The sequence below is a fragment of the Natrinema sp. SYSU A 869 genome (assembly GCF_019879105.1).
In the GTDB taxonomy this organism is placed as follows: domain Archaea; phylum Halobacteriota; class Halobacteria; order Halobacteriales; family Natrialbaceae; genus Natrinema.
Genome location: NZ_CP082249.1, coordinates 3,068,975 through 3,093,874, shown reverse-complemented (window position 1 = coordinate 3,093,874; position 24,900 = coordinate 3,068,975). Strand labels below are relative to the sequence as shown.

21 protein-coding genes and 1 pseudogene are annotated in these 24,900 nt (G+C 64.8%); 8 read left to right on the top strand and 14 right to left on the bottom strand.

Annotated features, from left to right (window positions below; genetic code table 11):
* Positions 1–114: 114 nt before the first annotated feature.
* Positions 115–1,413 carry a ribonuclease R family protein gene (locus K6I40_RS23440; RefSeq protein ID WP_222917208.1) on the top strand — a complete coding sequence of 433 codons (1,299 nt, stop codon included), beginning with the start codon at positions 115–117 and terminating at the stop codon, positions 1,411–1,413.
* A 96-nt stretch (positions 1,414–1,509) separates the two neighbouring features.
* Here the strand turns inward: K6I40_RS23440 and K6I40_RS23435 are convergent, their stop codons facing one another.
* The gene (locus K6I40_RS23435) at positions 1,510–2,052 is read right to left on the bottom strand and encodes a GNAT family N-acetyltransferase (protein WP_222917206.1); all 543 of its coding nucleotides are present in this window, start codon (positions 2,050–2,052) and stop codon (positions 1,510–1,512) included.
* Positions 2,053–2,204: 152 nt separating this feature from the next.
* Here K6I40_RS23435 and K6I40_RS23430 point away from each other — a divergent pair, with 152 nt between their 5' ends.
* Positions 2,205–2,366, top strand: a complete 162-nt coding sequence (locus K6I40_RS23430; protein WP_222917204.1) for a hypothetical protein — start codon at positions 2,205–2,207, stop codon at positions 2,364–2,366.
* A 166-nt stretch (positions 2,367–2,532) separates the two neighbouring features.
* On the opposite strand, the gene K6I40_RS23425 is transcribed toward K6I40_RS23430, so the two are convergent.
* The 4 genes from K6I40_RS23425 to rtcA form a co-directional block, all read right to left on the bottom strand.
* Entirely contained in the window at positions 2,533–3,705 is a 1,173-nt protein-coding gene (locus K6I40_RS23425; protein ID WP_222917202.1) for a hypothetical protein, read from the bottom strand.
* Between the two features lie 501 nt (positions 3,706–4,206).
* A complete protein-coding gene (locus K6I40_RS23420) occupies positions 4,207–5,787 on the bottom strand; it encodes a PGF-CTERM sorting domain-containing protein (RefSeq protein ID WP_255681843.1) in 1,581 nt (526 codons plus the stop codon).
* Positions 5,788–5,895: 108 nt separating this feature from the next.
* A complete protein-coding gene (gene kdgK1, locus K6I40_RS23415; RefSeq protein ID WP_255682164.1) occupies positions 5,896–6,819 on the bottom strand; it encodes a bifunctional 2-dehydro-3-deoxygluconokinase/2-dehydro-3-deoxygalactonokinase in 924 nt (307 codons plus the stop codon).
* Between the two features lie 304 nt (positions 6,820–7,123).
* On the bottom strand, positions 7,124–8,167 hold the full coding sequence (rtcA, locus tag K6I40_RS23410; RefSeq protein ID WP_222917198.1) for an RNA 3'-terminal phosphate cyclase: 1,044 nt from the start codon (positions 8,165–8,167) through the stop codon (positions 7,124–7,126).
* Between the two features lie 657 nt (positions 8,168–8,824).
* Here rtcA and K6I40_RS23405 point away from each other — a divergent pair.
* Positions 8,825–10,147 carry an MFS transporter gene (locus K6I40_RS23405; RefSeq protein ID WP_222917196.1) on the top strand — a complete coding sequence of 441 codons (1,323 nt, stop codon included), beginning with the start codon at positions 8,825–8,827 and terminating at the stop codon, positions 10,145–10,147.
* Positions 10,148–10,204: 57 nt separating this feature from the next.
* On the opposite strand, the gene mutL is transcribed toward K6I40_RS23405, so the two are convergent.
* From mutL to K6I40_RS23385, 4 genes are all read right to left on the bottom strand, one after another.
* Positions 10,205–12,406, bottom strand: coding sequence for a DNA mismatch repair endonuclease MutL (mutL, locus tag K6I40_RS23400; RefSeq protein ID WP_222917194.1), 2,202 nt, complete (start codon positions 12,404–12,406; stop codon positions 10,205–10,207).
* A 184-nt stretch (positions 12,407–12,590) separates the two neighbouring features.
* Positions 12,591–13,526: a hypothetical protein gene (locus tag K6I40_RS23395; RefSeq protein ID WP_222917192.1), complete on the bottom strand. Its 936-nt coding sequence runs from the start codon at positions 13,524–13,526 to the stop codon at positions 12,591–12,593.
* 110 nt (positions 13,527–13,636) lie between these two features.
* The gene (locus tag K6I40_RS23390) at positions 13,637–14,437 is read right to left on the bottom strand and encodes a glucose 1-dehydrogenase (RefSeq protein WP_222917190.1); all 801 of its coding nucleotides are present in this window, start codon (positions 14,435–14,437) and stop codon (positions 13,637–13,639) included.
* A 32-nt stretch (positions 14,438–14,469) separates the two neighbouring features.
* On the bottom strand, positions 14,470–14,667 hold the full coding sequence (locus K6I40_RS23385) for a hypothetical protein (RefSeq protein ID WP_222920478.1): 198 nt from the start codon (positions 14,665–14,667) through the stop codon (positions 14,470–14,472).
* Here K6I40_RS23385 and K6I40_RS23380 point away from each other — a divergent pair.
* The gene (locus K6I40_RS23380) at positions 14,647–15,438 is read left to right on the top strand and encodes a YihY/virulence factor BrkB family protein (protein ID WP_255681842.1); all 792 of its coding nucleotides are present in this window, start codon (positions 14,647–14,649) and stop codon (positions 15,436–15,438) included. The two genes, K6I40_RS23385 and K6I40_RS23380, sit on opposite strands and share 21 nt — an antisense overlap.
* A gap of 124 nt (positions 15,439–15,562) precedes the next feature.
* Positions 15,563–15,757, top strand: coding sequence for a hypothetical protein (locus K6I40_RS23375; RefSeq protein WP_222917188.1), 195 nt, complete (start codon positions 15,563–15,565; stop codon positions 15,755–15,757).
* Between the two features lie 90 nt (positions 15,758–15,847).
* On the opposite strand, the gene K6I40_RS23370 is transcribed toward K6I40_RS23375, so the two are convergent.
* The 3 genes from K6I40_RS23370 to K6I40_RS23360 all read right to left on the bottom strand — a co-directional run bounded on the left by K6I40_RS23370 (position 15,848) and on the right by K6I40_RS23360 (position 20,283).
* Positions 15,848–16,498: a DUF5806 family protein gene (locus tag K6I40_RS23370; protein WP_222917187.1), complete on the bottom strand. Its 651-nt coding sequence runs from the start codon at positions 16,496–16,498 to the stop codon at positions 15,848–15,850.
* Positions 16,499–16,902: 404 nt separating this feature from the next.
* Positions 16,903–19,644: a DNA mismatch repair protein MutS gene (mutS, locus tag K6I40_RS23365; RefSeq protein ID WP_222917185.1), complete on the bottom strand. Its 2,742-nt coding sequence runs from the start codon at positions 19,642–19,644 to the stop codon at positions 16,903–16,905.
* Between the two features lie 315 nt (positions 19,645–19,959).
* Positions 19,960–20,283 (bottom strand): tRNA-binding protein, encoded by a 324-nt coding sequence (locus K6I40_RS23360; protein WP_222917183.1) that lies wholly within the window; start codon positions 20,281–20,283, stop codon positions 19,960–19,962.
* Positions 20,284–20,388: 105 nt separating this feature from the next.
* On the opposite strand from K6I40_RS23360, the pseudogene K6I40_RS23355 reads away from it, so the two are divergent.
* From K6I40_RS23355 to K6I40_RS23345, 3 genes and pseudogenes are all read left to right on the top strand, one after another.
* Positions 20,389–21,155: pseudogene (locus K6I40_RS23355) on the top strand (universal stress protein).
* 156 nt (positions 21,156–21,311) lie between these two features.
* On the top strand, positions 21,312–21,992 hold the full coding sequence (locus K6I40_RS23350; RefSeq protein WP_222917181.1) for a helix-turn-helix domain-containing protein: 681 nt from the start codon (positions 21,312–21,314) through the stop codon (positions 21,990–21,992).
* A 169-nt stretch (positions 21,993–22,161) separates the two neighbouring features.
* Complete coding sequence (locus K6I40_RS23345; RefSeq protein WP_222917179.1) at positions 22,162–22,410, top strand: ArsR family transcriptional regulator; 249 nt, start codon at positions 22,162–22,164, stop codon at positions 22,408–22,410.
* Positions 22,411–22,559: 149 nt separating this feature from the next.
* Here K6I40_RS23345 and K6I40_RS23340 read toward each other — a convergent pair whose 3' ends face one another.
* Positions 22,560–23,318 carry a universal stress protein gene (locus K6I40_RS23340; RefSeq protein WP_222917177.1) on the bottom strand — a complete coding sequence of 253 codons (759 nt, stop codon included), beginning with the start codon at positions 23,316–23,318 and terminating at the stop codon, positions 22,560–22,562.
* Entirely contained in the window at positions 23,315–24,739 is a 1,425-nt protein-coding gene (locus K6I40_RS23335; RefSeq protein WP_222917175.1) for an APC family permease, read from the bottom strand. Before K6I40_RS23335 ends, K6I40_RS23340 begins: the two co-directional genes overlap by 4 nt.
* Positions 24,740–24,900: the final 161 nt, after the last annotated feature.

Here is a 24,900-nt window from a genome sequence, read left to right as displayed (position 1 = left end):
TGTATCTTTCTGATCGAGTACGTGCTGCCCCGCGATATCGGCGGTCCGGGCGCTCGCGATCGGACGGATTCGCGTCCCGACACGACTTTCACTCTTACGTGCGTAGCCCTCGCCATGAGTGACGACGCACAGGCCGACGCCGGTACGGTCGAAGGCCAGGGACCCGTCGAGGTCTCGGAGGATCTCGCGCGCCATCTCGAGAACAAGCGCGAGGAATTATTCGAGAAGTTCGAACTCCGCGACGAGTTCCCGCCCGAGGTCTTAGAGGAAGCCAAAGCCCGAACGGAGGGCGTGACGGCCGAAATCAGCGATGAGATCGACGAGCGGAAGGATCTGCGGGATCTGACGACCTGGACGACGGACCCGATCGACGCCCAGGACTTCGACGACGCAATTTCGATCGAGGAACGAGACGACGAGTACGTCCTCTGGGTACACATCGCCGACGTTACCCACTACGTCAACCCTGACACGGCGATGTGGGACGAGGCCGTCGAGCGCGGAAATACGGTCTATCTCCCCGGCTACACGGTCCACATGCTGCCGCCGGTACTCGCCGAGACGGTCTGTTCGCTAGTCGCCAACGAGGACCGGCTCGCCCACACCGTCGAGATGCACCTCGACAAGGAGAACTTGAGCTATGAGAACATCGAGATCTACAAGTCGGTCATCCAGTCCGACGAACGACTCACCTACTCGCAGGCCGAGAACCGCCTCGAGGACCCCGACGCGCCGCTCCACGACGAGAACGCGCTGGTCTACGACCTCGCCGAGCAGATGCACGAACAGCGCAAGGAGGACGGCTCGCTCGTCCTGAACCCGAGCCGCGACCGGGCCCACACCATCATCGAGGAGTGCATGCTGAAGGCCAACAAGGCCGTCACGCACGTACTCATGTGGAACCGCGGCGTCTCGGCCATGTACCGAGTTCACCCCCAGCCCAGCCCCGACGAGTGGTCCGAAGCGCTGCGAGAAATTCAGGATCTCGATGGCGTCTCGATCCCTGGCAGCACCTGGGACGACCCGCGGAAGGCCGTCAACGCGACGCTCGAGGAAGCGCCCAGCCGCCAACTGGACAAGATCCAGTGGGCGGTGATGAAGGTGATGCCCCGTGCGCGGTATATGAACGACCCCTTCGGCGGTCACCACGCGCTGAACTTCGAGATCTACGGCCACTTCACGAGCCCCATCCGGCGGCTCTCGGACCTGATCAACCACTGGATCGTCTACCAGAACGACGTTCCCGAGAACCTCGTTGAACTCTGCGACCGCGCCAGCGATAAGCAGAAAGACGCTGAGCAGTGCGAACGCGAGTACAAGACCTTCCTCCAAGAGGTCGGTCTCGATCCGATGGCGGTCAACAACCGCGGGATCGAAGTTGTCGACGACGCGGAAGCAGACAAAACGTTATAACGGTCTCTTCTACAGCCCCTCTCGCTTGAGGAACGTCAGTACGGTGTTGGCTTCGCCGCCACGCGTCCGATTCGGCCGCCCCGCCGTCCGGTCGGACTAGTCAGAATCCGAAACCGATTTCTCGTAGACGTGTTCCTCGAGCCCTGCCGCCAGATCGGACTCTCGGGTCCCGATGCGTTCGAATTCTCGAGATTCGTAGAAGGAAATGCCGACATCGTTGGTGGCGAGGACAGCCAACCGGAGGCGATCGAACTCCGTCGCGAACTCAGTCTCGAGGTCCTCGAGCAACGCGGTTCCGATCCCCTCGTTCCAGTTGTCGGGTCGAACGTAGAGACGGGCGAGAAACGCGACCGACGAGTCCTCCGGCCAGGGGACGGCGTGTGCAAAGCCGTAGTAGTCGGGATCGAACCCGGGACTGGTGGCAAGCGATTCCGTTGCGACGAGAAACGCGGCGTCACTGCGGCCGCTCGCCTCCGTAATCGACGACTCGAGGTCACCGATTGCGTACCACTCGTCGACGACGTCGTTGACCGTCTCGGGGCCGAGGATACCGTCGTAGGCGGCGTGCCAACTCTCGCGTGCGACCTGGTGGACGGCCCAGACGTCGTCGACCGTCGCTCGTCGGACGTCTCGAGTCACACTAGACGGTATCACAGCACTCATCAAAAAGCGACACCCGACCGCCATCGATCCGGTACGTTCGTTGCACGATGAATCCGGCACAGAGCGGACGAGCGTCGCGGGACCCGTGCCGGAACGGATTGCTTTCGCGCGGTTTTGTCAGTAGTAACATGGCACTGGTGTCCGAGCGATTTGACGGCGGGCGAACCCATCCGTTCCCTGAAAGCGGCTCCATAGTCCTGCCCGCCATGATCTTCCCGCTTCCGGTCCCCATTGCGGTCGCTCGTGTTCAGACCGCCGAAGTCACCGATCAGCGTGTCACAGAGAACTGACAGACGTGACACATCACTCGAGATGGCGTGCACTGTGACCAGTTCGCTCGAACCCGACGGTCACACTGCATCGGATTCCGGGACTCGATACTGACGCGAAAAGACGGTCGTTCGGTGTGGCTATCCGACAGTGATCGAAAACGCAGAAAGACCGGAGGACGGTTCGCTACCGTCGGACGCGGGCGGCGGTACCGATCAGCAGGGCGACCAGCGCACCGCCGACACCGAAGCCGGGGACGCTATCTTCGCCGTCACTCCCGCCGTCTTCACCGCTACCGTCGGCGCTCTGGATGACCACGTCTCGCTCCGAGAAGTGGTCGATCGCCACGAGCACGTCGGCGGCGGCCGACGCGTCGCTCGACTGGGTCACCATGTAGCGGGGCTCCTCGCCGATGCCGCCCTCGAGTTCGCTGTAGGACGATGCCTGTGCGGCGGCCTCGCCGTCGACGGTCACCGCGAGGTCGTCGGCGCTCTCGGCACCGGCGACGGCGGCCTCGGAGACGCTCGCGATGACGACCGTCCCCTCGCCGTGGGTGCGTTCGACCGACATCTCGAGGCGATCCCGGCTCTCCTCGGACGTATTCACGGCGATGTCCTGGCCGTAGGTCGCGACGTCGGTGACGCGCTCGCCGTCGCGCTCCTCGGCGTAGACCTCGGCGGTCGCCGTGCCGTTGGCGATCAGTTGTTCCTGTTCCGCGGCGTTCTCGTCGCGCTCGCCATCCGCATACGAGCGGAAGACCAGCGTCGAGTCGCTCTCGAGGTCCGCGGTCACGTTTCCGTTCTCGGTGACGGCTACCTCGCCGTCGCCGACCACGACGAACGCACCGGTGCGTTCGCTGCCGTTGACGACGACGCGGTCGTCGCTTTCGGCGTTGGCCGTGCTGTCGGCGGCAAGGTCTACTTCGACGTACTGGGCCTCGTTGCCGGCATCAACGGTTAGGATCCCGCGCTCGCTGTCGTGAGCGGTCATCGACGCGGATCCGTCGGTCGCGATCTCGGCGCGCGTCTCGGACTGGGCTCGGAGGTCGAGTCCGAGTCCGGAGAGGTTCACCACGGCGTCGAGTCCGACGTTCGAACCGAGACCGGTCCGACTGTGGTGTTCGCTCTGGGACGCGACGGTCACGTTGTCGAACACCTGCTGGCCGTCGACACGGTAGTCGACGAGAGCGTTGCTCGAGGCGTCGAATGCGACGTGAGTGCCCGTGTAGGCACTCGCATCGGCACTGCCGTCGCTCTGTTGGGAGGGCGATGCTGCGCTCGCACCCGCGCCGACGGCGGCGGCCGGAAGGGCCGCCGTCGTGACAAGGAAAGCGAGTGCAACGACTGTAATTCGATTCATTGCACTCGTCCGGTGACAGTGGGGCATAAAGGTCCTTCTGACAGAGCCATCCAATTGTGTGTGAGAATAGCGTACGCGATCGGAGAGATTGCACAGAGCAGTCCCCGATCGTGTGAGGTCCGTAACGGCACGAGTAGAGTGTCGGGTCGCGCCGGTCGTTTGAACCACTATCTCGGTGATGTGCTAACATCGATTTTACCGACTAACCGCCAGCGGACACGCGACTACGCAAATGAGGATCGGAAAAGAACCAGCACAGTACAGCGATCCATCTCTACAGCGATTCCCCGAAAGTCACAATCACGTCACACAGCCCACACCGATAGCCGGAGGTTCCCTCGCGCCGTTCTCCGTCGCTGTTCTCGACGACGAGAGGGATCGATGGTACGGCACGGGAGCACTGCGATCAAATGGTGTATCGCTGCGTGGTGACAGCCATCGCCGTTTGCATCGAGTGCCGTCGAAAAGTAGCGGGCAGTGATCGAGTACTGACACCACCGTCTAGTTTCGGACTCGAGCGAGCAGTCCGGTGGTCGAGATCGCAACGACGGCAATGCCGGCGCCGAAGCCGGGAACGCTGTCGCCGTTTGCGTCACCGGTGTCGTCCTCGCTGGTGATCTCGCTGTTCTCCTCGTTGCTCTCGGAATTATCTCCGTCGCTCGTACTGCCATCCTCGGCGGTCGCACCCTGGATCGTTGCCGTCCGCTCGGAGAAGTGGTTGACGCCGATGTAGACCGTCGCCTGCCCCTCCGCCTGAGCGTTCTGTGCGACCATGTATCGGGTCTCGTCGCTGCCGATTGCGCCTTCGACCTCGCTCTTCGAGTCGACTTCGGCCGCGGCCTCGCCGTCGATTGTTACTGACAGGTCCTCGAGGCTGCCGACGGCTTCTTCTGAGACGGTCGTCATCACGACTGTTCCCTCGTGCGTGGCGCGGTCAACGGTGACGTTGACGCGATTTTCGGCGCTCTGGCTCACGTTCGCGGTGGTCTCCTGACCGTAGGTGACGGCGTTCGTAGCTGTCTCGCCGTTGCGATGCTCGGCAGTCGCTTCGACGGCTGCGTTGCCCTCAGCGATCAGCGACTCCTCGTATTCGTCGCTCTCATCGCGTTCGCCCTCCTCGTAGGAACGGAACGCGAGCGTCGCGTTCTCGCTCAGTGCCGCCGACACGTTGCCGTCGCCGGTGACGGTCACCTCGCCGTCGCCGGCGACAAGGAAGACTCCCTCGCGGTCCTCGGTTTCGACGACGACGCGGTCGCCGTCGGTGCGGGCCTCAGCGCTGGCCCCGAGCTCGGCTTCGACGTACTGGGACTCGTTGCCGCTTTCGACGACCAGCGTGCCGTGCCGGGTATCGTGGGCCGATACCGTCGCATCGCTTTCAGTCCGGGCCTGCGCGCTCGTCTCCGTCTGCGTCGTCACGGACAATGCTGCGCCGTTTAGCTGCGTCACCGCGTCCAGCTCCGCACCGGTCTCAAGCGTCGTCTCGGACTCGGCCTCGCTCTGGGACTGGACGGCGACGGACGCAAACGGCTGGTCGCCGTCGACGCGGTAGTCGGTGATGGCGTCGCCTTGCATGTCGAACCCGACGTGGGTGCCCGCGTAGGCGTCACCCTCTGCGGTCCTGTTCGACTCGTCGTCAGTCGTCTCGTCCGAGTCCGACTCGGCCGTGGTGTTGGCCTCGACTTCGGCCTCAGCCTCGGCCTCGACGGACGTTTTCGACTCCGCGTCCGCGGTCGTATTCGAGTCGATGTCGACGGACGTTTCGGACTCGCCTTCAACACTCGTTTCGGACTCACCCTCAGTCTCCGTCTCGGACTCGCCCTCAACGCTCGTCTCCGAATCAGAGTGGGCGGTCGACTCCATTTCCCTCGACGTACTCGAGTCAGTACTCGTCTCCGAGTCGACCTGCGTACTCGAGTCGAGTTCGCCGTCCGAGTCGGCGTCGGCGGTCGTATTCGCCTCGGTTTCGGTCTGAGTGGTTGTCTCCGATTCTACCTGCGTCGTCGTTGCACCGGCGGCCGCGGCCATCGTCACCGTACTCGCGACCACGAGCAGTGCAACCAGTAGTGTGGCTCCACGATTCATTACACCCATTGCTTTTGATGGGTCGATAAAACAGCTTCTGGCAAACCCGTCCAATCGTCACCGCAGCCGTCTCGAGTCGTGCCCAACCGTTGACACCACCTGGACGAACTACCGCGAAATATCCTCGCCCTGGTTTTTGACGACGCTCTCGACCTCGTCCGCGGTGACGAGCGCGACGTCGCCGGGGATCGTCCGCTTGAGCGATGCGGTCGCCGCGGCGTACTCGAGGGCGGTCGGCACGTCGTCGCCGTCGAGTCGGCGAGCGATGAACGCGCCGGAGAAGGCGTCGCCGGTGCCAATCGGATCGATGGTCTCGGTCTCGTAGGCGTCATGGCCGTGGACGACGCTATCGTGCCAGCCGACCGCACCTTCCGAGCCGCGGGTGACGACGACGGTCGTGAACTCGTACTGCGAGCCGAGCTTGTGTGCGAGCTGTCGCGGGTCGCCCTCGAATCCGAGGACCGTTCGCGCGTCGCGGGCGGCAATGATGAGGACGTCGATACCGGGGAACAGTTTCGTCAGCGTCTCCTTGGCCTCGTCGGGTGACCAAAGCTTGCGCCGGTAGTTGAAGTCGAAGGCGGTCGTCGTCCCGCCCTTGCGGGCTGCTTTGAGCAGGTTCAATGTCGTGTCCCGGAGCGTCGAGGAGAGCGCAGGCGTGATCCCAGTCGTAAAGAAGACCTTCGCGTCCTGAATCCGGTCGATATTGAACTCGCGGGCCTCCGCCGTCGCGACGGCGGTGTTGTCCCGGTCGTAGATCACGTTCGTCCCGCGGGGTTTGCCCGCGTGCTCGAGGTAGTAGGTTCCCTGACGGCCGCGGTGGCTCCAGACGATGTCAGTCTCGATGCCGTGTCCGCGGAGTTCGCCAACGACCCGCCGTCCGAGCGCCGTCTCGGGCACTTTTGACATCCAGGTCGCCGACGCGCCCAGTCGATTCGCTGCGATTGCGACGTTGCTTTCGGCCCCGGCGGCCCGTACCTCGAACTCGTCGGCGTTCTCGAGGCGTTCGCTGTCCGGCGGCGACAGCCGGAGCATCGTCTCTCCGAAGGTGACGATGTCGCTCTGGCTCACGGCTCGACACCTCGGATCGCTCTGCGGTGAACGGCAGTCACTCTGTCGGCCATACTCGGGCCAAGGGACGGCGCTGCTATAAGTTGTGGCGGTTATCGACGCCCGACCACGCTCGACGGATCGCGGTGACGGGGAAAGATCGCCGTCGAGTACCCGCTGGCGGAGTCACTCCTGTGGCTCGATTGTGACGATACCATTCAGAAGCGAAGACGGAACGGAACCGGCTCCTTCTCGTCACCGTGAAATCCGCCCGACTGCCTCCGAGACGCTACTCGCCACTGCGGAGCGGTGACGCGACCGAGACGACCGTCGTCTCGCTGCCGGCCTCGAGATCCACCCTGACTCCGAACGCCTCGAGCAGTTCACACCGCGTTTCGACGTGCTCAGTCACGGCCGGCACGCGAACCCGGCCGCCAGCGAGCGCGAGGAACATGAGCAACTGGTCGGCCATGTGCCGGTCGACCGGGGCCGTTCCCTCAAGGAATCGGTTCGTGGCGTCCGCGGCGTCTTCGCCGACGCGCTCCGCGGGCTTGCCGCGCTCGCCGAGGGCGGAGAAGCCGGCGATGCCGGTTCCGTGATCGATGCGAAGCACCAGCGCGGAGCCCGGAGAGGGGCTTTCTGCCGTGATTTCGCTGCGCTCCATGAGTTCGAGCGCCAGCTCCCGATCCAGCCGCTCGAGTGCCCCTTCGGCCTGCCGTTCGGCGACGTCGCGATCCGCCAGCGACTCCGATTCGATCGAGTAGAGTCGGAGTCCCTCGAGCGGTCCCTGTTCGACGATCTCGATCCGCTCGGGACGCGAGGGCTCAAGCTGAAGTGTAACCTCGCCACCGCCGTCGGGATAGAATCCGCGACGATCGACCTCGCAAGTCGCCTCGATGCCGAATCGGCGGACAATCGGGAGCTTCACGTAGCGGAAGTAGTCCAGCGGCGGCGACCACGCCACGTCCGTCCCGCCGGTGACCGTCACCGACAGCGGGGACTCGAGGACCGTCGCCAGCGGTAGCAAGGCGTTGCACAGCAGCGTCGCGCTGCCGGCAGTTCCAATGTCAACGGCGTACTCTCCGCCCGTCGGGTTCCCTGGGTCGAATTCGACAGTCTCCGCACCTAGTTCGGCACCCGACATGTTGGCGTCGCAGAGCTCCGCCATCGTCTCGAGGACCGCCAAATGCTGATTGCGGAGCCCGGGCGTCGATCGATCGCCACGGACATTCTCCAGCCGGACCGGTTCGTTCTCGAGGATCGACAGCGCGAGCGCGGTCCGAAGAAATTGCCCGCCGGCGCTTGAGCCGTCGAGTTCGCGAGGGGGCGTCATGGGGTAGGGTATGGCCTCGAGTCACCTACCAGTGCCGACACCGGTTCGTCTCGAGGGTATCGGGTTCGTCCGCGACGAGTGAGTCGTTCAGTAGCCATCTAATTGGAACGACGAAGCGGTAGCGTGGAAACGGCGACGACATGCGTCCTGCTATCGTGGCAACAGGGAATCGCCACGCCCTCCCCAGCCGATTTCTGCTCACGGGCGCGTAGCGCCCTCTGCTCACGGGCCGACGGCCCGTTCGCACGGTATGCGGGACCGCCGGTCCCGCACTATTCGCATGGTTCGCGGAACCTTTGGTTCCGCGCTAACGCTCGCTCCCTTCGGTCGGTCGCACATCCACTGTCAGAGCTTGCTCTGACAAGCCTTTGCTCGCAGGCTCGCAAAGACCTCGCACGATATCGTCAGCTGGCCTCACTCTGCTTCCGGTTCCCTGCGGTCACCGTTTGCTTTCCGAGGTGCTCGCGTGGCTCACACCTCGCGACGTTCGGCCAGCCGACAGTGCGCGCCACCGCATGACGGTTGATCAGTCTGAAGTCACATCGGTCACCTGTACTGCCCGGCGACGGACTGTACCGACGATACGGCCTCGTGCATCGACCCCGCTATTTCCGGTTGGTGAACCTTTTCGGTGCTCCGCGGAAGAGTCGTGTTACCATGCGACTTTGGCGTGATCCGCTCCGGCGGCGATGGGTCCTGTGGGCGGTGATGGGGGTCCTCTTCCTGCTGGTTAACGTCAACCGCCTCTCAACAGCGGTCCTCTCCGAGGACCTCATGGCGGCGTTCGGGACGACCGGCGCACAACTCGGCACGCTACACGCCGTCTTCTTCTGGGTCTATGCAGTGATGCAGATCCCGTCGGGCATCCTTGCCGATCGGATCGGCCCCCGACTAACGGCCACAGTCGGTGCGGCGGTGATGAACGTCGGCGTCATCGGCTTCGCGATCGCGGACAGCTACCTTACAGCGACGCTTGCACGCGGGCTGGTCGGCCTCGGCGGGAGCGTGATCTTCGTCTGTATCCTCCGCTTCTGTGCCAACTGGTACCGTGACGACGAGTTCGCGACGATGAGCGGTGCGACCTTCGCCGTCGCTGGGTTCGGCGGCGTCTTCGCTACGACGCCGCTCGCGGTCGCAGTCGCGGCATTCGGTTGGCGATCGACGATCGGCGCGCTCGGCGTCGTCGGCCTCGCGATAGCCATCGTCATGTTCGCGCTCGTCCGGGACTCCCCTGTCGACGCCGGGTTCGACCGCATCGAGGGCGTGCCGGGACAGGAGATCCTCACGAACGCCCAGCTGGAAGGACACCTCTCGAGCGTCCTCGGGGATCGCTGGCTCTGGGTCGTCAGCGTCATGCTGTTCTGTTCGACCGGGGTGAACATCACGCTCTTCGGCCTGTGGGGCGTGCCCTACGTCGTCCAGACCTACGACGTCTCGGTGACCAGAGCCTCGACGCTGACCTTGCTGGGTGGCGTCGGCCTGATGATCGGCCCGCCCGCGGTCGGCTGGCTGTCGGACCGACTCGACAGTCGGATCGAGCTGATGGTCGCCGGCGGCGCGTGTTACGTCTGCTGTCTCGCCCTGATCGCGGTTGTCGGGAACCCGCCGCTGCCGGTCGTCGGCGCGGTGTTCCTGCTGGCCGGGATCATGCTCGGGGCGTTCGTTCTGGGCTACTCGGTCATCCAGGAACGCCACCCCAGCAGCGCGAGCGGGATCTCGACTGGGACGGCCAACGCCGCGGCCTTCTTCGGCGCAGCGATCCTCCCGACCCTGATGGGCCGAGCTCTGGACGCCTACTGGACCGGCGACCTCGTCGGCGGCGTCCGGGTGTACTCGGAGACCGGCTATCGGATCGCGTTCGGTATCGCCACCGTCGCCGGCGTGATCGCCTTTGGCTGTACCGTCTGGCTCTACAGACGCGATTGTGCGGCGGCTCCGGATCCGGACGGGCCGAGCCTCGAGGGCGCGAGCAGCGAGTAACGAACGACGAGAGAGAAAGAGACCGATTGATTTCGAGACCAACCCTCGAGTGGCGGCCTACCCGCCGTGACCGGGATAATCCCGCTCGAACCGATCCTCGATCTCACCCTCATCGAACTGGACGACTACCGGCCGCCCGTGTGGACAGGAGTAGGGGTTTTCGCAGTCGTCTAACGCCGCCAGCAGGTCGACAACCGATCCCTCCGTCAGCGACGTGTTCCCGGTGATCGACGGATAACAGGCCAGATCCCCGAGGAACTCGTCGGCCAGCGCGTCGACGGTCTCAGCACCGGCCTCGCGGTCACCCTCGACGAAGGAGGCGAGCACGTCTCGCAACCGTTCGGGCTCGAGCGTCTCCTCGAGCACTGCGGGCACGGTCGTCACCGCGACGGTCCGGTCGTCAACGCGGTCGGCATAGAAGCCGAGTCGTGAGAGGGCCTCGCTGTAGTGGTCGAAGGCCTCCGCTTCGGCCGCGGTCAACTCGAGTTCGACGGCGTCAGCGAGCGCCTGTGCGGTCGGGTCGTCCGCGAACGCCTCCTGCAGGCGCTCATAGTTGACCCGCTCGTCGGCGGCGTGCTGGTCGATCAAGACGAGCCCGTCGGGGGTCTCACAGACCAGATAGGTGTCGCGGAGCTGGCCGAGCACCCGCAGGGCAGGCAGCGAGTCGAACTCGGTTTCCTCGCCCGTCGCGGCCTCACCGGACAGCGTCCGCTGTTCGGTCGCGGCGTCGAACTTGTGTCCGGGACCGTGGTCGCGATCCGCAGTCGAGTCGGGGTCCCGTTCCGGATCGGACCGACTCGAGTCGGCGGGCGTCGCCGTCGAATCGGCTGCGACATCACTGTCCGTCTTCGGTTCCGCCTTGGCGCTGGACACGGTCGCGTTCGTCGACGGTTCGTCCGGGCGACTCGAGCGAGATTCCGGGCTCGCGGATCGCTCGTCGACAGCAGGGTCCGAGCCGCTCGAGTCGGTTCCAGAACTTGCGTTCGCGGACTCACCGGTCGATGACCGGTCGCCCGTTTGGGACCCCGCATCCGGGGCCGCCGGTTCGTTTCCGCTGTCGTTTGGGTCGTCAGCGGTCGACGCCTCAACACTACTTTCGAGGGTCGGGGACTCCCTGCCGGTCTCTCCGGACGACTGGCTCTCGGTCCCGCGATCCCCGGGATCGACTCGCGCCTCGCCCGGTGCCGACCGGCCACGGGGCGCGCGGGATCGAAGGAGGCCGTGCTCGAGCAGGGCGCTCTCGACCGCGGCGTCAACCTGCCGGCGGACCGCGTCGTCATCGTCGAAGCGCACCTCTCGCTTGCGGGGGTGAACGTTCACGTCGACCGCGTCGCCGGGCACCGCGAGGAAGAGGGTGACAAAGGGGTAGCGGTCGCCGCCCAGTTGCGTGCCGTAGGCACCCATGATCCCCTCGCGAACGGCGTCGGCGGTCACGGCGCGACCGTTGACGTATGTCGCGAGGTAGTCCCGACTCGAGCGGTTCGTTTCGGGATGGGAGACCAGTCCTGAGACGGACTCGAGCGGGCCGGGCGGGAGTTCGTCGCTGTCGGCCTCGACGGGGATCATCGCCGAGGCGACCTCGCGGCCATAGACTGCCAGAACGGCGGCCTGCAGGTCGCCCTGACCCGTCGTCGAAAACACCTCGCGGCCGTCGTGGGTCAGCGTGACCGCCACGTCCGGGTTCGCGAGGGCGTAGCGGGTGACGACGCGGTTGACGTGGGCGAACTCCGTCGCGGTCGTCTTGAGGAATTTCCGGCGGGCGGGCGTGTTGTAGAACAGGTCCTCGATTTCGACAGTCGTCCCCGCCGGACAGCCCGTCGGCTCAACTGAGACGACGTCGCCGCCCTCGTAGACGAGTTCCGTCCCCGCGCCGTCCCCACCGCGGGGCCGCGAGCGGATAATCATCCGCGACACCGAGCCGATGGTGTGCAGCGCCTCGCCGCGGAATCCCAGCGTGGTGACGCCGGACTCCAAGTCCTCGAGCCCATCGATCTTGCTGGTCGTGTGCTCGCGGACGGCCGCGCTGACGTCCGCCTCGGACATACCCTGCCCGTCGTCGGCGACGCGAATCAGCTCCGTGCCGCCGTCCTCAACGGTGACGTCGACGCTGTCGGCGTCGGCGTCTAAGCTGTTCTCGACGAGTTCCTTCACCGCGCTCGCGGGTCGCTCGACGACCTCGCCGGCGGCGATGCGCGCGACGGTGTCCTCGTCTAACTGGTGGATTTCGGTGTCGTCTCGGGGTTGCCGTTCCGTCGTCATTGGTCCGTCCGCTCGTGGTTGTGCCCGTCGGAAGCGGGGCGTGTGCCCCTCGCTCGGAGCCGTTCTGACAGCTCGTCCGTCGATCGACGCTTGGTCCCGATCGTTCCGCTCATAGTTTCTACTCGTGTTCGAGCGTCGTTAAATTGTGGTTTGGTGATCGACGTCAATTCGGTCGTACGGCCGCCTACGGTGCCGAACACGATTCGCGCTGCTCGGGGTTCGTCCCGACGGAACCCACCGTTCCGTGTCGTGCCGCCTCGATGGCGTCGACGACGGTGTCGAGATCCTCGATTGCCGACTGATCACAGCGGATATCTGGCCGCCACCGCCGCTCGAGGACGAGTCGGTCGTCAGTGAGCCGGACATCAGTAATCCGGTTCCAGGGAATGAATCGTCTGTACGACGGAACGAACCGCGGTCCGACGACGACGCCGGCGTCGTACGCGTGAACGTCAGCCCGGGCGTACTCGAGCCCGGACACCGAAAGCAGGGTGACCGCAGTGCCGTCCGGTCTCGGGAGCGAGAGCGTTGGTGCCCACCCGAGCGCGACGAAGGTGATCGAAGCCAGGATCAGGACGACGGAGAGTCGGGTAACACCGGTGAAACCGACAAGTACGATAGCGAACGAGAACAGCGTGATGCCGGTCCCGATCATGGACGCGTTGGTTCCGGACTGGAACCACGTCCAGTCCGCGAGCGATTCGCCGACATCGATCGCCGCGCCGACGAAGGCGTCATGCGTGGCCAACGACAGCAGCCGGGCCGAGGCGACGATGCCACCCACCGAGACGCCGAGCACGACGGCGACCCAGTCCCTCGAGACGGTATCGGTCGCGACGAGGGCAGCCGTCCCCATCGCGACGGCCAGCGCCGGGACGCAGAGGATGGCGGTCCGCCACCGTCGGGCACCGAACCGGACCGTGAACGCGGCGTTGACACGCGCGGCGATGGTCCCACAGAGCACCCCGGCCGTGAACAGGGTCGGGATGAGCGCGAGGATCGCGTCGCTCGAGACTCCCGCAGTGACCGCGAGCAGCGAGACGAGACCGATCGCGACTGTGGCGACGTACAGTCCCGTGGCAGCGGACGTGTCGACGCTCACATCCGGGTCGGTCATCATCACTCGACAATTGGTACTCGACCGACATATCCGTTTCCCGGTGCCGCCCAAGCGGGTTTCGGGTCGCGACCGCCTCGATCCGTGCGCGCTCGCGAAGTGCGTGACCGCCCTCAGTCCTCGAGGCCGAGATCCTGCGACATCGAGTTGCCGGCGCGGGGCACGCCCTTGACGGTGATCGTCTCGCCGTTCATGAACGAGGCGGCGGGACTCGAGAGGAACTGGACGGCGTCGGCGATCTCCTCGGCGTGGCCGATGCGTCGGTCGGTCTCCTCACGGGGCGGCATGTCCTCGCTGTCGATGCCCAGCGTCTCCGCGACGCCGGGCGTCTGAATCAGGCCGGGTGCGATGCAGTTGACGCGGATACCGTCCTCGGCCCACTCGACGGCCAGCGTTTCGGTCAGGCGGATGATCGCCGCCTTCGACGCGCCGTAGTGGCTCTCGCCGGGCGCGGCGTGCTGGCCGTTCACGCTCGAGAGGTTGATGATGACGCCGCCCGACCCCTCGCGCATGACCTCGCCGGCGAGTTGCGTGCAGTGAACGGTGCTGTTGAGGTTCAGATCGACGATGGTCTTCCAGCCGTTTTCGGAGATGTCCTCGAACGGTGCGACGAACTCCCCGCCGGCGTTATTGACGAGGATATCGACGTCGCCGAACTCCTCGACCGTCTCGTCGACGAAAGTCTGGACCTGCTCGCGCTCGCGGACGTTGCACTCGACGGCGATGGCGTCACCCGCGTCTTCGGCCTCGTTGATCCCCTCGGCGACCGGACCGACGCGATCTATCGACCGCGAACAGATCGCGACGTTCGCGCCGTTCGCTGCGAGCGTCTCCGCGATCGCCTGTCCGATTCCCTGGCTCGCGCCGGTGACGATCGCGGTCTGCCCCGCGACGTCGAAGTCTGCTTCGTGCATCGTGCTAACGGGTGCCCTACCAGATCAAAATTCTACCGATGGTCGTCGATCGGGCCGTCGTCGGCCTCGAGTCCGGACTCCGGCGTTCGTCTCGAATCGACACCCGTCGCGTCGGCGACGGCGGCGACTGCCAGCGCCGCCCTTTTCGTGACCGCAGCCGTCCGGTCACTATGGACCTGCGACGGATCCGCTCCGTCGCTCGAGACGTTGTGGTCATCGTCGATGAGCACAACGTGACGTTCATGGCGGGGAGCATCGCCCACGCCGCGTTCCTCTCCCTGCTACCGCTCTTGCTCCTTCTCTTTATCGTCGCCGGTGCAGTCGGCAACGAGTACCTGACCGAGCAGATCGTCGCGGTAGCTCGAGACCACCTCAGTCCCGCCGGCCAGGGGCTCGTCTACGAGGCGTTGACCCACGCGTCCAAGCGGGCCGGGGCGTCGCTCATCGGTATCGTTTCACTGCTATGGGGCATGCTGCGCATTTTTCGAGGGTTGAACACTGCATTCGACGAACTGTACGGCGAGGGAGAGCGCTCCGTTTTGGGCAAGTTCGTCGACGGCATCGTGGTCTTTCTCGCCATCGTGATCGCCACCACCGGTGTCAGTTTCGCGACGGCGACACTGGCAATAGTGGCCCATCCCGCCGTCGTCGCGGTGACTCCGCTCGTCCTGTTCTGTGGGCTAGTCGTCGCGTTCTTCCCCATGTACTACGTCTTCCCGGAACCGGACGTCTCGGCTCGGGAGGCCCTGCCCGGGTCCCTCATCGCCGCCGCGGGCTGGGTCATCCTCGAGGCGCTGTTCGGGATTTACGCGGACCTCGTGAACACCGTTGGGACGTTCGACACGTTTGGTGCGGTCATCCTCCTGCTCATCTGGCTCTACGGCACTGCGTTCGTCCTTCTGGTCGGCGTGGCGGTGAACGTCGTGATCGGGGAGTACCACCCCGAAGCAGGCCCCGCAGACAGCAACGAACGGGAATCGACCGAATCCGTTCACGGGTAGCCGGACCGATACCGACCCGCTCTGTCGGGACCGATCCAATTCGTCCCGTAAATCGGTGAAAGAGCTAAGGACTGTCCGATAGTCAAGACCACTGTCGAATTCGGAGACGGAGCGTTCCAATATCATGAGCAACTACACTGTCGACGTACCCGACGGGGCGGAACGCGGGATTCGAATCGAATGTGACGACCACGGTGAATGGGAGGAGTTCCAACCGGGGTATCGAACCGTCGCGTTCTACTGCGAGCGCTGTGGCCTCGAGATTGAACTGGATCTCCGCGATTGTTACGACTGGCGGGATCTATGCGAGCGGTGCTGATCGCAATTCGATCTCGAACGATCCCCTAAACGGGCCAGCGGGCACGGCTACGCACAGGCTCACTCTCGAGTCCGTCGCTCGAGTGGGTGCTCAGTCCTCGCTCGCTTCAGACTCGCGGTCTTGGGGCTCGTTCGCTTCGGCCTCGCGTTCTTGGGTTTCGCTCGCTTCGGCCCCGCGTTCTTCGGACTCGCTCTCGTCAGTGTCACTCTCGGCGGCGAGTTCAGCCGAGACCGCTTGGCTCGTCGCGCGAACCTCGTTCATGTACTCGGCGAGTTGAGTCTCGACGCGCTGTTCGGTCTCGAGGTCGATCGTGCCGCCCTCGGTTTCGATCAGGAGCTTCGCGGTCTCGACGGCTTCGTAGAGGATCGCATCGAGTTCGTCGGCCGTGTAAAACCCGGAGAGTGCGCCGTACATCGTCGTGTTCGCCGCCTTCTGTACCTTCTCATCGAACCGATGCTTCGCACTGCTGACGGACTGCCCCGAGTACGTGTCATCCATAAACGGGATCAGATCAGGGAGATTCTCGCCGACCGTTTGCATCGGTACGCCCGTCGGGGTGCGGAAATCCTGACAGGCGCGGGCGATCGCCCACTCGCGCGCGGTGAACGCGGTCCTGTCTTTGAGGAACTCGTTGACGCGGTCGTACTCGGCCCCGCGGATCTTCGTAAATCGCTTGCCGTCCGGATTGCCGGCGTACTTGCTCGCCGATCCGTCGTTCGTAGTGGTGGTTTCGTCGGACATGATGTGTCTCAGCTGGTCGCCCGAAGCCCCGCCACGGGGACGATCCGTGGTACGCCGACCGGGGTCTCCCGTCGCGGTACGGTCGTCGTGAGCGCGACGCAATTGCCGTATCCATGGAACGCGCGGCTCGAAGGTAAGGGGAGCCAAGCACAGTGAAAGTGAAGGTGGTCGCTGTCGGATTCGCTCTCGACAACGCAGCGGACCTCCGCAGTCGATTCAGTGAAATCCGCAGGCAGACGGGAGGTTACGGCGACCGAACCACTCCGGCATCGGCAGTCGGCATTCACCGGAAACGTGGTGTGTCAATCGGTAGCTAAGGGGAGGGAAGAGGAGACGCTATCGTCCATCACCGACACCGCGATTTCGGCAGACTCGAGCGGAGAGTCGACCGACATCGCACGCGATTACTCCTCGAGTCGCTCCTGTAGCTTCTGGACTTTCGAGACGAGTTCGATCGGCGGCGTCGTATTCACGTCGATCGACTCGAAATCCTCGAGGACGGCCTCGGTCTCGGGATCGATCGCCTGCCCGTCCGATTCGGTCTCTGTCGGACCACCATCGGTCGACGTCGACTGGGCCTGGGACTGTCCCTGTTCCGTTCCCTGCGTCTGCATCGTCCCGCTGCCCAGATCGAACGTGGCCTGAACGGGCTCGCTCGAGGCCCCGCCCTTCGCCTCGATGGCTTTCTCCTCGCGCAGGCGCTCTAAGACGTCTCTCGAGCGGTCGACGACGGGATCGGGGACGCCAGCGAGGTCGGCGACGTGGATCCCGTAGGAGCGATCCGTCGGGCCGTCGCGAACCGTCCGGAGGAACGTCACCTCGCCGTCGCGTTCGTCCGCCGCGACGTGGACGTTGGCGACGCGCGGGAGGTTCTCCGCGAGTCCAGTCAGTTCGTGGTAGTGAGTCGCAAAGAGCGTCTTCGCCTTGACTTCGTTGTGGAGATACTCGGTCGCGGCCCAGGCAATTGAAATCCCGTCGTAGGTCGCCGTCCCACGGCCCACCTCGTCCAAGATGACCAGCGACTCCTCGGTCGCGGTGTGGAGGATGTTCGAGAGCTCGCTCATCTCGACCATGAACGTCGAGCGCCCCTGTGCGAGTTCGTCCAGCGCGCCGACGCGGGTGAAGATGCCGTCGACCAGCCCGATCTCAGCCTCCTTTGCGGGGACGAAACTGCCAACCTGAGCTAACAGGACGATACAGGCGACCTGTCGCATATACGTCGACTTCCCGGACATGTTGGGACCGGTGACCACGAGGAAGCCGCGATCCCCGTCTGTGCGTCCGCTGGCGCGTTCTTGGCTGGCGGCTCCAGCCGCCGGCCCCATCCGTACGTCGTTGGGTACAAACTCCGTCGTCTGCTCGACGACTGGATGGCGACCCTGCTCGATCGTGAGCCGATCGCCCCGATGCAGTTCGGGCTGGACCCAGCGATTTTCGGCCGCGTGGGTCGCCAGACTCGCGAGCGCGTCGACCGTCGCCAGCGCCCGCCCCACGTCCTGGAGCAGTTCGGCCCGCGCGGCGACTTCGTCGCGGAGGTCCTCGAAGAGGTCGTACTCGAGGTCGCCGCGCCGTTCCTCGAGGCGTAGAATTTCGCGTTCCTTCTCCTCGAGTTCGTCGGTGGTGAACCGTTTGGAGTTCTTGAGCGTCTTGATCTCCTCGTAGTGGTCGGGAACGCCGTCGGCCGCGGACTTGCCAACCTGAATGTAGTAGCCGTCGGTCTTGTTCCGGTCGACCGTCACGTGAGAGAGGCCATACTGGCCCTTCTCGCGTTCGTCGAGGGCGTCGAGCCACTCCATGACTGCTTCGTGGCGCTCGATCACCTCGTCGAGTTCGTCGTCGTACCCCCGCTGGAGGAGCTCCCCCTGCGTTACCGTCGATGGCGGATCCTCAGCGATCGCGTCCTCGAGGGTCCCCCAGAGTTCCCGAGCGGCGTCCAAATCCGGCCGGTCGACGATCTCCGAGAGCGGCGAGTCAGCCAGATCCGGATTCGATTCGATCGTCTCGGCCAGCGCGGGCAGCACCGAAAGCGTCTCCCCGACCGCGAGCAGGTCCCGCGCGTCCGCGCTGCCGTGGGTCGCCTTCGAGGCGAGTCGCGCCAGGTCATAGGCCTCGCCGAGTCCGTCCTGGATCTCGTCACGGGCGAGCGCCGCCGTCGAGAGCGCAGCGACGCTCTCCTGACGTTCCTCGAGTGTTGCGAGCGAGCGCCGCGGGCGCTGGAGCCACTCCTTCAACAGGCGGCCGCCAGCGCTGGTCTTGGTGTGATCGATTGTCGCGAACAGCGAGCCGTCGCGCTCGCCCTGCATCGTCTCGGTCAACTCGAGGTTGCGCTGGGTGGTCGCGTCCATCGTGACGTGATCGTCGCCGTGGTGGGCCTGAATGCGGGTCATCGAGGCGAGCACGCCTGCGCCGGTTTCCTCGACGTACGAGAGGATCGCGCCGGCCGCTGCGATGGTCGGCTCCCCGACCGACAGCCGGTCGACGGTCTCGGTGCCGAACTGCTCGCGCACGGTGTGGTCAGCGCGCTTGGGCGCGAACGATTCGGTCTCGTGGAGGGTGAGCGTGGCGTCGACCCGTTCACGGATGTTGTTCAGCAGTTCGTCGTCGGTCCGCGCGTCAGGCCCCGGCAGGACTTCGACCGGATCGAACCGGTAGAGTTCCGTCAGCGCGTCGTCGTCGTCCGCGGCATCCGCGACAAGAAACCGGCCAGTCGTCACGTCGGCGAAGGCCAGCCCATACTCGGATTCACCGTCGCTCGAGCCGCCGGCGATCCCACCGTCGACGACCGCCGCGAGGTACTGGGCGTCGGCGTCACTGGTCTCGAGGAGCGTTCCGGGTGTCACGACGCGGACGATCTCCCGCGCGTGACCGGAGTCGGTCTCGTACTGGTCGGCGACGGCGACTCGGTAGCCGCGTTCGACGACGGCCTTGAGATAGGGCGTCAGATCGTCGAGCGGCACGCCAGCCATGGGGTAGGACGAGCCGTGTGAGGACTTCTGTGAGACTTTGAGATCGAGTTCGTCGCTGACGGTCTCGGCGTCCTCGCCGAAGAACTCGTAGAAATCACCACACTGCATCGCCAGTAAGTCGGCGTCGGTTTCCTCTTTCAGGGAGAAGAACTCTCCGACGATACCCGTCGCCTCGGTCATATCCGGAGACTGTCCTTCCACCGCAAAAACCCTGCGGGATCCGCGGTGAAAGTGGTCTGTCAATGACCGGATCGGGGTCCCGACAACTCCCCGCTCCGAACGTCGTCTCGGCCTTCGAGTTGGCTTCCCGTTTCCGTCTGTCACTTCCGTCCCTGGGCTCGGTACTGCCTTCACAGCCGGCGAGGAAAACCGAGAGATGATACTGCTCTCGAGGAGGACTGTCCGCTGGTTCAGACAACGAGTAACACTGTCCAGTGATGCGTCTTCGGATCATTGCTCTCGGAGACGGTTCGACCGGAGCGAATCGGTGACGGATTAGTACAGCGGGCCACCCAATGGGACCGCCTCATCCGGCGATACCAGTACGGGATACCCCTCCTCGCTGGGGACACCGACCGTCAGTGCCTCGGATTTGAACCCGGCGATCCGTACTGAACCCAGGTTCGTCGCACAGAGTACCTGCCGACCGACGAGTTCGTCGGCGTCGTAGTGGTAATCGAGTTGGCCAGCGGACTGGATCTCCTCGTCGCCGAGGTCGATCCAGAGTTTCGTCATCTCCGGCTTCTCGGCTTCAGGGAACGATTCGGCGTTGATCACTTCACCGACCTCGATGTTGGTGTTGAACGGACTCTCGACCATGTGCCGTGATATCGCTGCACCGAAAATTAGGTATCGGTTCGCGAACCGACGCGTCCGGCAAGGGTATATCACGCGTCCCGTGGGAGGACCAACCGAACCCCAGCCATGCCAGACCCTCGCGATCATCGCGTGTTGATTCCGGTCGACGTTCTCGAGGGCCAGCCCGTTCCACAAACGATCATCGACGCGTTCGCGTCGATCCCGGTCGTCCTGCTTGGGTATCGTGAACTCCCCGACCAGACCGGGCCGGATCAGGCGCGCGACCAGTACGGCGACCGCGCGCAGGCTGAACTCGCGGAACTCCGGACAGTGTTCGAAGACGCCGGCTGTGACGTCACGTCGCGGCTCGCGTTCACCCACGACCGGTTGGCGACGTTCGAACGCGTCGCCGTCGACGAATCATGCGACGCCATCTTGCTGCTCAATCCGGCACCCGTCCTCGAGACAGTGCTCGTCGCGCTCCGGAGCGACGTCACCGTCGAGCACATTGCCCGTCTGCTCCACACGATCCTCACCGGCACTGACCTCGAGCTCACGCTGTTCACGTCGCGTCCGACGAGGCAAGTCGAGACGCGGGCGCGGAACTACTCGAGCAGGCGCGCTCGGAACTGGTGGCCGCGGGAGTCGATGCGGATCGGATCGACAGTACGGTCGTCGTCGACGACTCGCCGACGGACGCCATCCTCGAGGCTGCGGCCGAGCACGACCTCCTCGTCGCGGGCGAGAGCCGGCCGTCGATCCGTCGCTTCGTCTTCCGGGATCGCGCCGAACGGCTCGCTAAGCGAACGGTCGATCCGGTCCTCGTGATTCGCGGGGAGTACCTCGAATCGGAGAGCGACGGGGAACCCGTCGACGGCGAGGCCGACGGCTGACTGACCGGGCGGTCGTTCAGCAGCAGTCAGGGGCCCGATTTTCGTCGTTCAGAGTCACCTCGAGCATCCCGTGCAGTCGTAGAGAAGCAGTCACCGGAGCGTATCGATCCCGCTGGCTCACTGCCCCTTCTTCAGCCTCGGACGCCTAGCTCAGCTATGCTGATCGCTACCGTCCGACTCGATCTTGACGCCGTCGCGCTCGACCAGGCCTTCGATTCGGTGCCAGGAATGTCGATCGAAGCCGAACGCATCGCCGCACACAGCACCGAATGGACGATGCCGTGCCTGTGGGTCGCTGCCGACGACTTCGACGCGGTCACCGACGCGCTCGCAGCCGATCCATCCGTGGATACGGTTATCGAGACCGACGAGTTCGGCGACGAGAGATACTACCATCTCGACTGGAACGAGGAGGTCATCGACCGGATCACCGCCTACGTCGATCGCGAAGGGGCAATTCTCGAGGCGGACGCGACTGACGACGGCTGGGAGTTGGAGATTCGCTTCGTCGGCCGCGATCAGTTCGATACGTTTCGGGAGACGGTGCGAGAGCAGGGGAACACGTTCGAGCTGTTGAACATCTACGAGCCAGGTTCACCGCGTCAAACAGCGGGTAGCGTGACGCCAAGCCAACGAGACGCCCTCGCAACCGCTGTCGAACTCGGCTACTACGAGGTGCCACGCGCGATTTCCATCCGGGAACTCGCGGACGAACTCGACATGGCTCATCAATCCGTCTCGGAACTCCTCCGCCGAGGGACGGAAAACCTCGTCAGTTCCCATCTCGTGACGACTGCTGCCGACGATCAGTCGCGTTCCGGCGACGCTGGCCGCTGACTATCACTGAAAATATTTAAAGACCAGACATGGCGGGGCGCAATTGCATCCGACCGGATGCCCTAATGTATATAATGAGTGACACACAGTCCGAACCGAGCAGCCTCAATCGACGTGAGACGCCTGACGCGGCCCTCGAGGCACTCTCCCACGTCCATCGGTTTCGGCTTTGAAGGCCTTACGCGAACGGAATCCACGGGAAGCCATCATCGCTCCCGTCTCCGATGACGCGGGACCGGACGCGGAATCGGAATCGGTGCGGATTGAGATGTATCACATCCATCTGCCGAAACTCGACGACGCGGGATTCGTCGAGTGGGATCGAGAGCGGGATCAGGTGAGGAAGGGGCCGAAATTTGAGACGGTCGAGGAGCTACTCGAACAGCTGGACGGCACCGAGCAGACACTACACGTCTGATCCATGCCCGATCGTTTGCGGGGCTCGGCGACACGTCTCCGCGGCTCGGACGAATCCCAGAAGCTGCAGGGACACAACGAGAAGTCAACCCGGATCGATCCGGATCCCGAATAGAGTTACCGCCCCGAAATGGAGCCGTAAGGCAGCGATTACGAGTCCTCGAGACTCGCGATTCGGTCTGTATCCGACGGTCGATCACTGCGTTCTGCCCCAGCGTCACGTTCCTCGAGGGATCGAACGACGAGCACCGGTCCGACCGATTCGGCGGCGACGTGGTCGGCCCTCTCCCCGAAGACGAGCGACCGGAGCGACGGAGCCTGTTCGCCCATGACGATGGCGTCGTGACCGGGTGCGGCCTCGATGAGCGCCTCGAACGAGGAGTCACCGACCGCGAGTTCGGTCTCCACGTCAATGCCGCGCTCGGAGAGGATCATTGTGGCTGCCTCGAGTGATTCCCGGCCACCGGCTTCGTCGTTGGTCGCGAGAAAGAGCGTAATGCCAATCTCGCGGTCGCCGACCAGTTCGGTGACGAACGAGCAGATTCGATCGACGGCGACTTCGCCCGTCAGCGTCACGAGGAAGCGATCGACCGGCCCGGTGACGCCCGTGATGGCGTAGGCGTCCGCCGCCACCTCCGCGGCAACTCGGTCGACAGTTTGCTCCCGATCGTGGGTGAACACGAGGCGATGATCGGCGTGTCCGCCGGCCGCCTCAAACTCCGCCGCGAGACTGTCGAGGGCGTCGGTCGCCCGATCCTCGTACTGCAATCGTGCCTGGTCCGGCGGCGTCTGTTCGGGCAGGACGTGATACCCGAGCACGGTCACGTCCACGGGTGCGAGCAGCGTTGGCAGTCCGGCGGAGACTGATTCGCCCTCGAGTATCGCCAGCGGAACGAGGATGCGTGTCATTGGAGCCCTCCATTCAGGGTCACGTTCCGGGCGTAATAGGCGTACCACCCGGCGGTTGCGATCATGATCGCGATGCCGACGAGCTGTGAGACGGGCCGCATGAAGCCGATCAGGGCGAAACTGGCGAGCGCGCCGAGTATCGGGACGACGGGATAGCCGGGGACTCGGAAGTCGGGATCGTACCACTCCGGTTCGTTTCGGCGCAGGACGAGTAGCGCTACGCAGATCAGTCCATACATGACGAGATGGAGGAACGAGGCGACCTCCGCGAGCAGTTCTACGCGGCCGGTCGCGACCAGCACGAGGATCGGCCCGCCGGCCATCCCCAGCGCGATGTGGGGCGTGCCGTACCGGAGATTGATGTGGCTCGCCCGCCGCGGTAACAGGGCGTCCCTCGAGACGGCATAGATGGCTCGAGACGTGCTGAGAACCGATGCGTTGGCACTCGACATCGTCGCGAGCAGGCCACCGAAGACGATCGCGAACGCCCCGGCTGCGCCGAGGTAGTGGCGGCCGACCTCGACCATCGCCGTCTCACCGAATTCGGAGAGTCGCTCGCTCCCGAACGCGCTCGTCGCAACGAAGATGGTCACCACGTAGAGGAGTCCGACGACGAGTACGGAGCCGACCATCGCGCGCGGCAGGTTCCGCCCGGGATCGTTCATCTCCCCGGCGACGGTCGCCACCTGCGCGAAGCCGAGATACGAGGTGAACACGAGCGCGGCCGTCGTCAGGACGGACATCGGACCGAACGGCACGAACCGTTCGGGGCCGGCCGGTTCGCCGAGGAGGCCCACCGCGTCGAGGCCACCGTATCCGAGGAAGCATACCAGAATCGAGAGCAGCAACGCAACGATACCGTTCTGCAGTTTCGCCGCGTTTTCCGTCCCCGTGACGTTCAATACGGTAAAGCCCGCGCCGAACAGCAGTGCCAGCGGGATGACGAGGCCGTTGCCGACTGCAATGCCGAGTTCGGCGAGCGTGTCGACGGCGTAGTAGCCGAAGCCGACGAGGTAAAACGCCGTCGCGAACACCAGCCCGAACCACAACGACAGCCCGACGACGGTCCCCGCGAGCGCGCCCAGTGCGCGGGAGATATAGTAGTAGCCGCCACCGCTCCTCGGCATCGCCGTCGCGAGTTCGGAGGTCGGCAGCGCGACGAGCAAGGCGACGAGCGCGCCGAGAGCGAACGATGCCGCCGCCGCGGGACCGGCCTGTCCGGCCGCCAGCCCCGGAAAGACGAAAATGCCGGCCCCGATCATCGTTCCGATTCCGATGGCGAGCCCACCGGAGAGCCCGAGCGTCCGCTCGAGTTCGGCGTCGTCGGTGATCGTCGCGTCGTCAGTCTCGACCGTCGGCTCGACCTGCGGCGACTCTCCCTCGAGGTTAGATCCACCGGCCGACGACGGCGAACTACCCATATGATAACACGACTCTCGCCAGAGAGTTAGTACTACTGTCACGTCCGGGTGACTGTCGTCGGGACGACACCGCAACCGGCGGGTCCGCTGTCCCTCTCCGACCGCGAGCACCGCATCAAACGGGCCCTCGAGCGGCCACCGAGGGACCAGCGCCGCCGAGA